Annotated in this window: 16 protein-coding genes and 1 pseudogene; 1 reads left to right on the top strand and 16 read right to left on the bottom strand. The window is 42.2% G+C overall.

What is annotated here, in order from left to right; translation table 11 throughout:
• Window positions 1-108: 108 nt before the first annotated feature.
• From NSQ38_RS18345 to NSQ38_RS18290, 12 genes and pseudogenes are all read right to left on the bottom strand, one after another.
• Complete coding sequence (locus tag NSQ38_RS18345) at window positions 109-702, bottom strand: C39 family peptidase (RefSeq protein WP_339783324.1); 594 nt, start codon at window positions 700-702, stop codon at window positions 109-111.
• A 43-nt stretch (window positions 703-745) separates the two neighbouring features.
• On the bottom strand, window positions 746-1288 hold the full coding sequence (locus tag NSQ38_RS18340; RefSeq protein WP_339783322.1) for a GNAT family protein: 543 nt from the start codon (window positions 1286-1288) through the stop codon (window positions 746-748).
• 44 nt (window positions 1289-1332) lie between these two features.
• Complete coding sequence (locus NSQ38_RS18335) at window positions 1333-1827, bottom strand: AAA family ATPase (RefSeq protein ID WP_339783320.1); 495 nt, start codon at window positions 1825-1827, stop codon at window positions 1333-1335.
• 35 nt (window positions 1828-1862) lie between these two features.
• Entirely contained in the window at window positions 1863-2405 is a 543-nt protein-coding gene (locus NSQ38_RS18330) for a GNAT family protein (RefSeq protein ID WP_339783319.1), read from the bottom strand.
• Window positions 2406-2475: 70 nt separating this feature from the next.
• Entirely contained in the window at window positions 2476-2898 is a 423-nt protein-coding gene (locus tag NSQ38_RS18325; RefSeq protein WP_339783317.1) for an NUDIX hydrolase, read from the bottom strand.
• A 26-nt stretch (window positions 2899-2924) separates the two neighbouring features.
• Complete coding sequence (locus NSQ38_RS18320; protein ID WP_339783315.1) at window positions 2925-3350, bottom strand: NUDIX hydrolase; 426 nt, start codon at window positions 3348-3350, stop codon at window positions 2925-2927.
• Between the two features lie 57 nt (window positions 3351-3407).
• Window positions 3408-4187 (bottom strand): phosphotransferase, encoded by a 780-nt coding sequence (locus tag NSQ38_RS18315; protein ID WP_339783313.1) that lies wholly within the window; start codon window positions 4185-4187, stop codon window positions 3408-3410.
• Between the two features lie 300 nt (window positions 4188-4487).
• Window positions 4488-4667: pseudogene (locus tag NSQ38_RS18310) on the bottom strand (IS630 family transposase); the annotation flags it as partial.
• Between the two features lie 504 nt (window positions 4668-5171).
• Window positions 5172-5585: a hypothetical protein gene (locus NSQ38_RS18305; protein WP_127550656.1), complete on the bottom strand. Its 414-nt coding sequence runs from the start codon at window positions 5583-5585 to the stop codon at window positions 5172-5174.
• Window positions 5586-5751: 166 nt separating this feature from the next.
• Window positions 5752-6024: a hypothetical protein gene (locus NSQ38_RS18300; protein ID WP_339783312.1), complete on the bottom strand. Its 273-nt coding sequence runs from the start codon at window positions 6022-6024 to the stop codon at window positions 5752-5754.
• A 123-nt stretch (window positions 6025-6147) separates the two neighbouring features.
• Window positions 6148-6357 carry a hypothetical protein gene (locus NSQ38_RS18295; protein WP_278294679.1) on the bottom strand — a complete coding sequence of 70 codons (210 nt, stop codon included), beginning with the start codon at window positions 6355-6357 and terminating at the stop codon, window positions 6148-6150.
• Window positions 6358-6502: 145 nt separating this feature from the next.
• Window positions 6503-7780: a hypothetical protein gene (locus tag NSQ38_RS18290; RefSeq protein ID WP_339783310.1), complete on the bottom strand. Its 1278-nt coding sequence runs from the start codon at window positions 7778-7780 to the stop codon at window positions 6503-6505.
• A 336-nt stretch (window positions 7781-8116) separates the two neighbouring features.
• On the opposite strand from NSQ38_RS18290, the gene NSQ38_RS18285 reads away from it, so the two are divergent.
• Complete coding sequence (locus NSQ38_RS18285; RefSeq protein ID WP_338587177.1) at window positions 8117-9046, top strand: L-lactate dehydrogenase; 930 nt, start codon at window positions 8117-8119, stop codon at window positions 9044-9046.
• A 287-nt stretch (window positions 9047-9333) separates the two neighbouring features.
• Here the strand turns inward: NSQ38_RS18285 and NSQ38_RS18280 are convergent, their stop codons facing one another.
• The 4 genes from NSQ38_RS18280 to NSQ38_RS18265 form a co-directional block, all read right to left on the bottom strand.
• Entirely contained in the window at window positions 9334-10254 is a 921-nt protein-coding gene (locus NSQ38_RS18280; protein WP_339783308.1) for a tyrosine-type recombinase/integrase, read from the bottom strand.
• 46 nt (window positions 10255-10300) lie between these two features.
• On the bottom strand, window positions 10301-11380 hold the full coding sequence (locus tag NSQ38_RS18275) for a hypothetical protein (protein WP_339783306.1): 1080 nt from the start codon (window positions 11378-11380) through the stop codon (window positions 10301-10303).
• 256 nt (window positions 11381-11636) lie between these two features.
• Window positions 11637-13073, bottom strand: coding sequence for an amino acid permease (locus NSQ38_RS18270; protein WP_339783304.1), 1437 nt, complete (start codon window positions 13071-13073; stop codon window positions 11637-11639).
• A 530-nt stretch (window positions 13074-13603) separates the two neighbouring features.
• A complete protein-coding gene (locus NSQ38_RS18265) occupies window positions 13604-14983 on the bottom strand; it encodes an amidohydrolase family protein (RefSeq protein WP_339783302.1) in 1380 nt (459 codons plus the stop codon).
• Window positions 14984-15062 lie beyond the last annotated feature (79 nt).

Below are 15062 nucleotides of genomic sequence, written 5' to 3'. Positions count from 1 at the left end.
TCATGCCATTTGGGCATGAGTTTCATGATTTAACCACGCAGACGTTCCGAATAATGCCGATTAGTTCGTTTAAAGCTAATAAATCATGCCCATTGAAAGAGAGCCGTCTTAAATCTGCGTCGGGTGTACGACGATATAGGAGTTTTGAGAAAAAGGTAACCACGACCTCCATAACATGTTGAGTTCACTTATGCTGATTTTTCGATTGTAATATTCTTCATCACAATTAATCTTGTGGTCTAACGATTCTGCCAAGTAAAAATGTGTTTCATCATAGCCAACGACGGGAACAAAATGCAAATAACGTTGTTTGGGATGTACTCTAATAAATAAAATAACAGGCACACCCTGACTGATCTGTTTCTTCAACGTATTCACATTTCCTCGTAAGTACATTGCCTGATATCCTAGTTTTCTGAAAAAAACAACGACCGCTTTGGGATATACGGTTCCATCCAGTAATTTGCGAGGATAGGTTTCATATAGCTTTGTTCCGTTGGACTCTACCCCGAAATGTCTCAAGACAAACGCACTGGAAAATGCAGCGCATTCGTAGTTTTTCTGAATATCCAACCGATTTGAAGATTGAATGTAATATGTGCTCGGCACATTGACTGTGTATATGCGATCTTTCTTAGGGAAACTGAAATAAAGGGAGATCACCCAGAGAATAATCAACCAAAGTAATACATTGAGAAACAATTCGTGACCTCCTTCGTCTCACCAAGATGACGTACTCTACCGTTTAAGTATGCCATTCACTAGACAATAAACTATAAGTCACAACATTCTCATAATGGTCATAGACCCATTGAGCTTCTCTGGATGTACCCTCATTTGTAAATCCGATTTTCTCAGGTATTGCTCTGCTTTTAAAATTGTTTTCTGCACATTGAATGATTACACGATTTAACTTCAACTCGTTAAAGAGATATTTAAGCAATTGTTCTATTGATTTGGTAATGATTCCTTTGCCCTGTGCTGACTCAGCTAAAAAATATCCAATGCTCGTTGCTCGATTAGTCCAATCAATATAATGTAATCCTAACATCCCGACCAATTGTTCATTGAACCATATTCCGGAATCAAAACCGTTCCTCTCTTCATAATTATGTGTCCATACTTCTATTACAGAATCTAAATCGCTGGGCGATTGTCTTTTATCAACCCAGAGTAACCACGCTCTCAAGTACTTTCTATTCTCATCAATCAACGCGTACAACTCATCTCTATCTTGAGATTGGATCAGCTTTAATACAATAGATTCATTCACTTGAAAAGGTAACATCCTGTTCCTCCCACTCAATCTAACTATGAAGTTGTTTTAGGTGTTCATTCAACACACCAGTTCTTTAAAACCCATTCTTTAATCTGTTCAGCTACTCCCTCTGCTGTAAGTTCTGTCGTATCAATTGTTTGCATTGGCGGGTCAAATGCAGTTTTCGAATTCTGGAGTAGCCAATTTGCAAAATTCTTGTGATCCTTGATCGAGTTCTCGTCCCACCCACGGGCTCTTAAACGTGTCTCGCGAGTAACATCGTCACAATGCAAATTCATATATAGAATTCGATCAAATCGATCTATGTAATCGGATGATGCAATATTTTCCGGTACCATCGTTCCGCATAAAACAGTCCCTCGTCCACTTAGCGATATGTTATACGCAATCCTCAACCAATTCTCTTTGGCAATCTGCCAATCCACGTTATCGATGATATCCATATCAAAGACGTCAAATTCGGGAAGTTGCTTCCGAACATGCGAAGAGATCGTTGTTTTTCCTGTTCCACTTGCGCCTGTCACTATAAACAGCGGTAATTTTCTCATAACAAGCTCCTTTAGTTAAAATAAATTTTGATTTATTACGTTCTCCATTGATCTGCTTTCAACCCATAAATAATCCTGTTTAAATATGCACCATTAATATATTCGTAATCTCTTAATTCACCTTCACGTTGAAAGCCTAATTTTTCAGGAATTGCGCGGCTTTTGAAGTTGTCTGTTGCTACGCCAATTTCAACTTTATTTAATTCAAGTTCATCAAATGCGTGAGCAATTAACACTTTAATCGATTTTGTAATAAGTCCCCTACCCTCATATTCCTGACCTAGCCAATATCCTATTTCCGTCTTCTTGTTTTCTTGATCAATGTATAAGTATCCAATAGAACCAGCAAGCTCGTCTCCACACCAGATTCCTAACCAATAACCATCATCTTGAGCATAGCGTATACGTGTTCCCTTGATGAAATTTCTTGAATCATCTTCTGTTAATGTCATACTGGGGAACTTCAACCACGCTCCTATATGATCCCTGTTTCGATCGATCAAATTATATAATTGGGGTGCATCTTTCATTGCCAATAGCGATATATAGGTAGCAGTATCCATTTGATATTTAAACATAACCCACTCTCCGATTCATTTCATTTAATCACCGTTTTTTTGCTTTAATCACAAAACTACATCCAGAACATCACTTGTTACCTTCGTTGAAATATGTAATCTCATTACCATTAAGTAAGCTTTTAAAGCCGTTCTTGTAGTAAGGCATAAGCTCATCTGCCTGTGTTATATCCAACCATGCAATCTCAGAGATTTCGTCTGGTCTGGATATCTCTTCTCTCCCTCCGACGATTTCCGCTCTGAATGTGATAAAAATGGCATGTTCCTTGATTTCTTCAAATTTACACTCGTTTATTGCTACAATACCGTGGACGCCAACATCAAGTCCTGTTTCTTCCTTGACTTCCCTGATTGCTGCTTGTTCCCATGATTCATCTGGTTCAACAGCTCCGCCAGGCAGCGACCAGCTTGAACGTTCTACATTTCTTACTGCAAGGACTTTAGATTTGGATGGATTGGTTAGTAGTGAGTATACTACATCGACTCGTTTCATTGATTGAACCTCCTTTCTGATAACTTTTAAATATTATTCTTATCACTGAACTCAATGCAAAAAGGTTGCATCTCAGGTTTTAAGCAATACTCTATTCTTTCTCTGAAGTTTTTCCATTCGACTTTTAAAATGGCTTCTTCAATTGGAAAGAAACCAGAATCTAAACTCTCCGATGATGTCGTTAATTCTCCTCCTATTGGTTTGGCTAGAAATAATGTGTTACATATTGAATTTTCGATATTTTGAAATATTCCACAGAATTTGATGATTTCGATGTCGATTCCGGATTCCTCTTTTGTCTCTCTGATCGCTGCTTGACTTAGAGATTCTCCTTCTTCCACTTGACCACCTGGCATTTCCCATCCTCTTCGGGGTCCTCTAATAAGTAATAATTCATTTTTGTCGTTGATCACAATTGCAGCGGCAGATACGATATGTTTTGGAGGGCTCATGTATTCGACTCCTTCTAGAGAGATTAATATACGTTTGAAGAACAATTTATAACCAGACTAAAAGAAGTTATATATCCCGTCTTCAAAATAATCGTACTCTTCATCCGTTATTCTTAACTTTCCGTACCCGTTATAAAATATTTCTCTATCTCTTTCATTATCAAACGCGTTCTGTTTCGGTCTAATGGCTAATACTACATCATATCTTGGATCGCCATAAGCGACACCTGCCCAGTCAATAACTCCAACAATATTGCATTCATTAACTAGCACATTATCTATAGTAAAATCTCCATGAATGAAAGTGTTCTCTATTGGTTTTGGTCTTCCTTCTTTCAGCTGTTGAAGTAGTTCTTCTGATCCGTCTACAGCAAAGTGAGTAAGATTATATTCTGCTTTATTAAGCATTGTCTCTAACCAAGGAGTGTCATTGTTCAATAATTCAACAGGACAAGAGCATTCATGTATTTTCTTTAAACAAAGCCCAAAGTTAAAAATCGCTTTTTCTTTACTTTGGAGGTCAGGCATCGTAGAGAGAAATTCTCTTAAACTTATTCCATCAATGTAATCCATCAGAAGCCATCTCGATGTGTCCTCAATATGAAATAAATATGCCTTTGGAACAGGGAGTCCCGTATGGTAAAGGTATTGGAGCACCTTATATTCATCTAATAACCATTCATTATAAAGATCGTTTTCTGTCTTCTTAATGATGTACTTTTGGTCAAACGTATCCAGAATAGCCACAGTAGAAGTATGACCTTGCTTAGGAAAAGTGATTTTCTGAACTTTCCCTATATGTTCTTTTATTTCAATTGGGAGATCTTGAATATTCATAGTTTTATCCTTTCTGCTATTTCGGACCTTTATCACGAATTCCACATTTTGAGTAAATTACCTTAATTATTTCTATAATAACCCATGCTACAATATTTGCGAAGTGAATTTAAAAACGCATACATTTATCAACAAATCAAAAAGAACACTCCCGCAGGAGCATTCTCCATGAATCATTAGTCTAAGCGTACATCAGATCCATCTTACTATAATTTTCTCTCACATACGTTTGTAGTTGTACAAGCTGATTTATTGCTTCTCATCTGAGTTCTATTTAGATGGAACTAAAGAAACGACTCGCTATAACCTGACGCAGAGCAGATCTATGATTGTCAAAGGCACTTGCATAATCTCGTTCATGAATTGCTCTACGTTGATGCGAATTTCAGTCACTTTGTGGTAGAAGACGTTGTTAATTACATCGGATTTTAGCCATTTCCATAATCCCTCCTGCTCTATTTATGTATTCAATTCAGGAGATATTTCATTAAGCCCAATTATACTACCGGTCATAAATTCCAGAAAAAAACAGAATTGTTCTATTGGAGATAACTTTACCTTGGAAGTATAACAGCGCGGGAGACATCACATACATTTATAGGAATGGGGCAGATAAGTATTATCAAGCGGTCCGGATTCTCAAACGTTTACTAGGCCGCAAGGCTACTGCTGAGCTGTAGACAAACAAGAGCCGGACACGCTGCTTGATAAAACTCTATAATTAAAAATAGAGCCCCACTAACTTTTAGTAGTGGAGCTCGTTCATAATTTATAAGTCCAATTATTTAGTTAATGCATAGAATAAGAATAACTTGTAGTCCGAGCCCATACCTGTAGCAGTTACAGTTGCTTCAGAGTTACCTCTAGGACCTGAAACGGTTGAGTCAGGATGCCAATTTACATAACCCCAGCCTGTAATATAATTAAAAGTATTAGAAGTTGGATTTTTACTGAGAACCTTTCCAACTAAATTCCGATATTACCCTAAATTTTCTTTGGTAAAGCTGACATTATAGAGAATCCTAAGATTACACTAGCCACAATCACTAAATAGTCATTAACAACAATATATTGATATACAGAATCATTTAACCATCCAAATGAGGCCCATACATAACTTAAAGAAACAATAAGAGCCGGTAAAGTTATCAGTAGGAAACCCGATGTGTCCTGTTGTTTTGTTGATCTCAATTGTCCTCTAATCATTAATCCAAGAACCACACCAATACCTCCGAAGAAAACAATTGGTATAATTGTTATCAAAAAAGGACTAACATCAAATCTCGTTCTGGCTTGCGTAAGTTGGTTATTGAGTAACATAGATCCAACTGCGAATAAAACAATAATTAAAACAAGGTAAGTCAAATTTTTGAGAACTCCATTTGCTTTAGTTTCCATTTAAGTATTCCCCTCTCTTCTGTCGGATATCCTAACTTTAACATTTTTGGGATTTTAAATCCAAATAATAAAAAAATGACTCCTCTAGCTTTATGCCAGTGAAGTCATATTTACCGATGATATCGGATTTGTTCCTATATCACCATAATTATCCTTTTTGTTCAGATTAGTCTGAGACAATGAACCAATCGAAGTTCTCAGGACCTACACGAATAACAGGTACCAGGCTAGTGCCTATAAAAGCAGTGTACGTCAATTGTAGTAAGAGTGGTGGATTGAAATCTTTTGCTGGAAATGTGATAATCTGTGGTGCCAGAGGGCCAAAGTCATTCGTAGATGTCGCGGAATAAATAACTGATTCAGTTGCTAACGTTCCTATTACAATAGTAACCGTGATAACAACCGAGATAACACTTTCAAAGTGTCCTTTAATCGCCATAAAAAAATACACCCCCTAGAATTTCATCGGCTAAACCCAGAGGTTTTTCCAATGTCCTATTCTAGGGGGGTACTTCAGGGGCAAAACGTTGATATATCAGCTTTTTTTGATCAGTTTTGATAACTATGCGTACATCAAGTCCATAAACCCGCGAGTTACATCTCCACCTTCGGCTGGTTCGGGCTGGTCTGCCTGAGCGTGTTCTGCCATGCAAGCCTTCACCGCTTCCTCTGTTGTACAACGATTGGCATCGTCACATGTGTAGCATAATTGAAGCATATATCTGGTTAAATCGTCCGCCTGCGTGAATTGAGTCTGACCGTTGGTTCTCATCTTCATCACTCCTTCTCTTGTTGAGTTAAATATATCACCTTTTAACAGATTAAATTGTGATTTATTTCACAAACTAAACAGAAAAAGAAAGGAACCCTCTGGCTCCTCACTTTCCTTATCTATTCACATCTACAACACTCTACTTTTAAAGCACTTTCCAATGTACACCGCCGTCCACCGTTTGCAATAACAACGATCTTTTGGCATCTGTATTTTCAACCAGTATCCAGCCAAGCTTGGAGGTAACCATCTGCATCTTCACAATCTCAGGATAGTCTTCGAGAATTTTCTCCAGTACACTACTTGCAGGAAGAGCGCTCCATGTTTTGCCCGCATCCTTGGTGTAGTAGGTTATGCCCTTTTGCATCGCCCAACCTTCTAAAGCGTTCAGAAATACCGGTGAAAGGTTACGATTCGGACCCGTTTGTTTGTTTAAAGTGAAATTGGACAGCTTCCAGCTCTTTCCTCCATCTGTTGTGAAGAATCCATTGAATGTCGTGCTCTCCCCTTGGGAACAGGACATTGATATCCAGGCTGACTGCGCTTCACGTCCAAAAAATTGTGGTGAACTAACACTAAAATTACCACACCCGTTGAATTTGTTTCGATCAAAAAAGGATGGCCCAGTATCCCAGTTCTCTCCGCCGTCTGATGTTACATACAACTTCGGTGTACCGAACTCAAGCGCTGTTAAGAAACCATGCTTTGGATCCGAGAAAGTCATCCCCGTTGTGTATCCACGTTTGGAAATCTCTTCTGCTTCCTGTTTGCCGTCTTCATCACTGGATGACATGCGGTTCCAAGTGATTCCACCGTCCTCGGTGAAGTAAAGTTTCTTGTCCTGTTTACCAATAGCGGTATCAACCGTGGTGAGAATCCAGCCTTTCTCAGGAGATACAAATGAGATCGCAGTCACTTTATCCGTTTTGGACAGAGAAGACAGGCTCCAAGTTACGCCCCCATTGTTGGTGCGAAGCACCATGGTATCTGTTCCACCCATGCCTTCACGAACAATCCAACCATGTGCACGATCTACAAAATAAATGCTTTGTCCATATTTAGGGTTAGCCGGAAATTGTACATTTTCCGAAGGTGAAATATTGGTCCAGGTCTTTCCCTGATCCTGAGTGTAGTACAGGCGCAGCGCATTCCGCGTCACACCCCACGCCAATCCTCCGTTGTCATTGAGCAACTGAAAATCGGTCAAACGGGTCTGTATTTGGTACTTGGCCATATCTGCAGATTCTGTACTATTCACAGGGGGAACGACAGTTAATGTCTGCCCTGTATTCCCGGCGTCCTCCTGCTGCTGCGGAGGTTCTGCTACCGGAGGTTGATCTGAGTCGGTGCATGCAGCCAATACAGCTGCTATACCTATAGACAGCAATGCTGTCTGCGCTATTTTAATCCATTGCGAACGCAAGTGGGTTCCACCTCTCTCATCCAATATACAGGCGCGCATGCCTGTCCTATGGCGTTTTATTTACGATTCATCAGAATCCACTGCTCCTATTCTACCACAAACCTTATGTAAAAGGCTCATTGGCTACGTATGCGCTGCCCGCTCCCTTTTTCCGGCTGATGCTCTAGGCTAGATGTCGCACATTTATTACCATTAATTTTATCCTAAACTGTTTTTCGACGGAATAATTGGTAAAAAGACATGAAATGTGAACTATTTTATAGACAACACTCGCTTTATGTTCTCTAATCCCTTAATATGGATGGGAGTATAACCCAAAAAGGAGAGGATATGAACATGACAAATAGTGCAGCTTTGAAACCAAGTCGTGTCGTGATTGTAGGCATGGGTGCGGTGGGAACAACAACGGGATACACGCTAATGTTAAGACAGCGTTCGTCCGAGTTGGTATTTGTGGATGTGAATCATGATAAAGCAACCGGCGAAATGCTGGATATGAACCACGGTCTTCCATTTACGGGAGGCGTGAAAGTTTGGGCTGGCGATTATTCCGACTGCAAAGATGCAGATATCATTATTATTACAGCGGGTGCTTCCCAGAAGCCGGGCGAAACCCGGATTGATCTGCTGAAGAAAAATGCAAGCATTTTCAAAGATATCATTGAACGTATTACTGAAGTAAATTCTCATGGTATTTTGTTAATTGCAACGAATCCTGTAGATATTTTGTCCTATACTTCATGGAAACAAAGTGGATGGCCTGCTTCCCGTGTCATCGGATCAGGTACATTGCTCGATAGCGCACGTTTCCGTTACCTGATTGGTAAGAATAAAGGGATCGACCCACGTAGTATTCACGCCCACATTATTGGTGAGCATGGTGATTCCGAAGTACCGGTATGGAGCTTGGCTAACGTTGCAGGAACAGATCTGGAATTGGATGAAGAAACACAACAAGATATCTTCGATCGCACCAAAAATGCCGCGTATGAGATTATTAATGCCAAAGGAGCGACTTCCTATGCAATCGCCCTTGCTCTGGACCGCATTGTAGCTGCAATTCTCGGCAACGAAGGCTCCGTTCTGAACGTATCCACGTTGCTTGAAGATTACAATGGCGTATCGGATGTTTATCTGGGTGTTCCATGTGTAGTCGATCGCAACGGTGTCCGCGAAATACTGCCTCTTCCGTTGAATGAATCCGAGAAAGTGGCTTTCCAGGCATCTGCTAACAAATTAAAAGAACAAATCGCTGGATTGGAGTAATCCGACCACATAATCATTCATACCGTGAACGATTTAGCATGTTAAACGTTGTGAATTAAGATATCTGTGCTAGCCAAAAGGACCATTTGTTTCTTCCTGAGAGAAGAGGCGAATGGTTCTTTGGTCTGACTTCTATTTATAGGCCTATTTATATATCAGATGTTAGTTTACATAATATTAATTATGTTGTTTAATCCACCATTCAAATTTATACCAATCAAATCAATAACAAAAAAGCCTGTCACTTGGACAGACTCCTTTTTGGATTAAATATTGGCTTTTTTCTTCTAATATGTCGGAAGTTTAACGTCCAGCAGAGCCATAGCCTCTTCTTTCTCCCTACTGGTGACATGTGTATACACCGTTGTTGTTTGAATCGACGCGTGACCAAGCAGTTCCTGAACCGTACGCAAGTCGGCTCCACGCCGTAACATCATGGTCGCGAAGGAGTGACGCAGCTTATGACTGGAGTAATTTTGACGTTGATTGGCTGGTGATTCCTGCTGGAATCGTTCAAAGGTTTCCGTAGATATAAGCTGGATGCTGCGAATCGACAGTCTCTTCCCTTTCTGGGAGACAAATAACGCTTCCTCTTTTGGTCGCCAAGGTTCCAGACGCTCAGCCATCGCTTGAGACAGTACTTTTGCCACAGTCTCCGGTACAGGGAGCGAGCGCCATTTACGACCTTTACCGAATACGTCCAATGTACGCCGCTCCGCATTATAATCTTTGCAATCCAAGGCATGCACTTCTCCAACCCGTAATCCCATATATCCCATCAGCAGAAAAACAGCCAGATTACGTGTGCGATACTTTCCATCTACCGACTCAAGGAAACGTGTCAGCCCACTTTCATCAAGGAAAACGGGCGCACGGTTTTTCTCGGTTTTGGATTTCTTGATCCCAAACGCCGGATTATTGGTTAACAATTCAAGTTCAATGAGGGACTTGTAAAAACAGTTCACCGCCGCATGTTTGCGATTTCTCGTGGCATCACTAACCCCACGCTCCCGAGCGCGGGACAGAAAAGACAGCACATGCAGCTTTTTGACCTGCTCCAGTGACTTTCCTTGAATGGAGACCAGGAATTCCACCACGTCACCCGTGTATGATTTTACCGTATGGCCTGTATATCCGGCGTCCTTCATCCATATGTGAAAAGCTTCAAGCTCGTCCGCATATTGCTCCTGAATCTCCTCGGTCATCATCTGTCTACGTCACCTCGATTCGGTTCTTTATAAGTTAAACAGTGCTCTACGCTTCATCCACAATGACAACGTCAATCAGCGGAATGATCGCTTCGAGTTTGCCTTGACTACGGGTAAGTACAAACGATGGCAATGGATTCTCGTGCAGTCCATTCACGGATTCACAGATCTGAGTATACAGATCCATATGCAACGTCTCGCCTTCACCAGCCACATCAATAACAGGCCAATCGCTCTGAACGCAGGCAGGCCAGTAAGTCAGCTCATTCGCAGGTACGATACTTAATTGTTGAATGGACTGATCAATACGGTAGATCCCTTGCCGTTCAGGTACATCGTCCAGCTTGTCCACAGCAAGTATTCGAGCAGACTGCTCATCTGGTGCAGAATAGAGTGAATAACACCACGGAGTCACGCCCCAGGCGATCGCCATCAACCCCTCTTCCAGCAACGTATCCGACAGTTCCCCTTCCGCAAATTTTTCGATCAGATTATGGTTTCCTGGTCCAATCAGTTCCTCCACACGCTCAGCGAGTCGAGGCAGGTCAGCGAGAATGAATCCCCCTCTGCCGTAGGAATCAAATACATGATGGTTTCTGCTCCACACAGCTTGAGATGGTGAACTCAACGACGCTGCTTCTGCCGGGAAAAGCGATATATATACGGTGATAACTTGCGCATACTTAACCATTGCAAGTTGTTCAGGTTCGAGTGTACCTTCAGCAATACGAGGTGTTTTCATATGCAGGGAGATTCGAAGTTCGTATTCCCCTTCTGCAAATGCTGACCAACCCAGATCAACAGGCTGTTCAACCCCCTCAATAGAAGCAATGGAGATTGTGCTAGCCGGTTTCAGGTTAACAGCATACTGCACGTATGCTAGCTCCTGACCATAGATGATATTGGCATCCTGACGATTGACGGGTGAATCCAACTGTTGTGCAATGACAGATACTTTACGTCCATCCTTCAGAAGGCGCTGCGGATCAATATCCAACTGTAAGGTTTGTGAATCCTCTAATTGTGAAACAATTAATTGCGCCTCTGCAAGTACGGCTGAGTCAGCCAGTGCAAATCCAAAAGCTGCATTTTGATGATCTGAATTCGTATGTAATGGTGTGTTCATGATACATCCCCTCTCTTATGTCTGATGGCATGTCACATCCCCAAATATATTTCATATTTGTCCTAGCCGCAACCCCGACTCCTTGATTAAGTTCGTCACGCCCCTTATTACTTACCCATATATGAAGAAAATTCCAACCTTCCCCTGCTGTTATCATCCTTTATCTTTCTATATAAAAAAAATCCCCATCCCGCTTCGCCTAAGCGATACGAAATGAGGAAAAATGAAGATGTTCTCGGTTAAAGACTCGACTAATCTATTTATCCTTCGCTCTGAAAGCACTCGAGATCCGGCGTGCCGGATTCAGATGACTGTAATGCCGTCCATACGCAAAGTAGATAATCAGTCCGATGATCAACCAAGCAAAAAACGTAATCCATGTCAGAGCCGCAAGGCGTGTCATCAAGTATACACAACCCAAGGCACTCAGAATCGGAATCAGTGGCACAAGTGGAACGCGAAAGCCGCGTTTGAGATCAGGGTTATTTTTTCGCAACACAATAATGCCAAGACTTACGACTGCAAAAGCAAATAACGTTCCGATGTTCGTAAGCTCCGCCAAATGTCCCAACGAGATGAACCCGGAGAACAGAGCCACGATAATGCCCGCAACCCATGTCCCTACAGCTGGTGTCTGACTCTTGCCACTAACCTTGGAGAAGACCGGAGACAGCAGTCCGTCACGAGACATGGAATAGAGCAAACGTGTCTGACCATACATCATGACCAGCAATACGGTCGTAATGCCGGCAATCGCTCCAAGAGATACAATCCAGGACAATCCCTTCAACTGGACAAATTCAAATGCAAACGCAACCGGATCACTTACATTCAACATGTTATAAGGCACGATCCCTGTGAGGATCAACGATACAACAATGTAGAGAACAGTACAGATCGCCAGTGACGCAATAATTCCAATCGGCAAATCCCGTTGTGGCCGCTTAACCTCTTCTGCCGCAGTGGAGACCGCATCAAATCCAATGTAAGCAAAGAATACGGTTGCTGCTCCAGCTGTTACACCTGAGATACCAAAAGGCAAGAATGGCTGCCAGTTGGTTGGCTCTACATAGAAGACACCTACACCAATAAAGATCAACACCACGATAATTTTAATCGCTACCATGATGCCGTTCGCACGAGCCGCCTCCTTCACCCCTCGGGTTAGCAGGAAGGTAATAATTAACGTAATGACCGCAGCCGTGATATCAAAATAGGTTCCCTTTTCCGGGCTGAACGCACTCGTAAGCGCATGGGGTAACTCCAGCCCGAATCCGGACAATAACGTCTGGAAATATCCTGACCACCCACTGGCTACCGCCGCACTTGCGAATCCATACTCCAATATCAGATCCCATCCCAGAATCCAGGCAATCACTTCGCCAAAAGCCGTATAACTATACGTGTACGCACTACCCGATGCCGGTATGCTTGATGCAAATTCCGAGTAACACAATGCTGCGAATGCACATATGATACCTGCCAGTAAAAATGACAGTACAAGGCCAGGGCCAGCATACGTTGCGGCAGCTACACCGGTCAGCACAAAAATCCCGGTACCAATAATAGCTCCTACGCCAAGTGTGGTTAAGTCCAATGGACCAAGCGCCCGTTTCAATGCACTGTTGTTATCGCCCCCGGAGGCAATTGGTTTTTTACGAAATAATGAAGATCGTTGTTCGTTCTCACGCATAGTCATGTTCCTCTCGTCATGAATCTTGAATGTGCAATATGTGCTATGGATGTAGCAGAGATTGATGGCTTCCCATCTGTTCTATGAAAAAGTCATTTGTTCTATCTTATCGATCACCTATAAAAACCTATCGAATTCTACACGTTATCGCGTTGCTTGGTTAAATTTATTTTTAGAGATCACTTATTTTGTTCTTTTATCGCGAAAATTATCATGATCTGTTGCACGTGGTTGAATATGAAAATGGATTTAAAACAAAACTGCGTATAATTTATATTATGCGCAGTTTTTATGAGCCTTAATTTTCGTGAAAAACACTTTATCAGCCTTGTTATCTGAAGTTAAGAAAAAGAGAGCTCTTTTCGTCTTTTTCCGCTGTATCTTCCTCCCTTATCCTGTCTAATTCGACGATATGCAAGCATGTAAAAGAGCCACATCGCATGATATGGCTCTTCCTTTCCTCTTTATACAGCTAGAGGTGTATATGAAAATACGAACTGATCTTATATAGGCTTTTATGAAAAAGTAAATTATGAAAAAGCAATTCTCTCTGCATCTGACATCCGGTATTGGGATAACAAATACTCTTTGCTCTGCATCGCCGCATGACGAATCGCATCCAGATCAACATTCAACAGCTTACCCTCTCGCTTCACGAGTCTACCTGCCACAAAGACCGTATCCACATTGGATGGATTGGCAAATTGCACAACAGCGCCGATTGGATCATGAACGGGGAACATATTCAGATCGGTGGTACGAATCATGATCAGATCCGCTTCCTTCCCTGGGGTCAACGTACCCACCTTCTGCTCCAATCCCAATGCTTGGGCACCAGCTGAAGTAGCAAATCTCAGCACTTGGCTGGACTGCAAGTTCAACTCACCAGGCATCTCACCCTGCTGCAGAAGTTGTTCATTAGCTCTGGATCGTTCAGCCTGAAGTGCAAACTTCATCTGCGAGAACATATCTCCGCCTGTGGACGTCACTACATCTACACCAAGTGTAGGGGTTCCCCCATGTTCAAGAAAATAGCCGGTGGCCGGATATCCATGACCCATCATCATTTCAATCTCAGGTGTGACCGACAAGGAAGCGCCGCTATCTGCCAGCATTTTGTATTCATCCATACCCATGGTGTTACCATGAACGATATTCACCCGTGGACTTAACAGTCCCGCTTCGTACAAGTGACTAATCGAGCGATCCACAGACCCCCAACTGCCAAATCCGGCATGCATGGAACAGATCGCATCCAGTTCTTGTGCTAGTTCGATCTCTTTCACGGTTGTATCCCAATGACTGAATTCTGGGCCACGAATGGCAAGCCCATAGGTAAGTAATTGATCCCGTGATGAAAAATAACGTTCTTTGACTCTTCTCACATCATTATTCGAATACGTGAGTTGACTATCCCGATTCCAGTAGTCCGTCTCCCCAGGTACTCCGTGAGCAAATACCGCCCGAATGCCAGCATCCTGAAGTCCGCGAATCAGTTCATCCGTATGGTCAGGGGAATACGGCATGCTCCAATCCATTACTGTCGTCACTCCTGCGTTAAGCGCTTCCAAGGAACCGAGCAGGTTGGCAATATAACTATCTTGTGGACGGAGCTTGCTTCCCATCGCACCATAATAGAGATTTTGCAAATAAACTGGTAACGACCAGTTGGTTCCCGCTGTTTTGACCAGTGATTCCCACATATGCCGATGCGTGTCCACCAGCCCAGGCATAATAATCATGGATGAAGCATCAATGATCTCCGCATCCGGAATATCCAGGTCGGGCTGGATCGCCATGATCAGTGAATCCTGAATCAGAACGTCCGCCCGCTTATACTGTCCAATTCGAGCATCCATCGACAACACACAGCCATTTTTCAACAGATAACTTGTCCGCACAAGACACATCTCCCATCTATTTTGGTTTGAAAGACGATCATATCCTGCTTACGAATCCGTACTGCTTCTGACTATTTTTTCGCTAGTA

The organism is Paenibacillus sp. FSL R7-0313 (genome assembly GCF_037969885.1).
Lineage (GTDB): Bacteria > Bacillota > Bacilli > Paenibacillales > Paenibacillaceae > Paenibacillus.
This window is presented reverse-complemented; position numbering and strand designations above follow the sequence as displayed.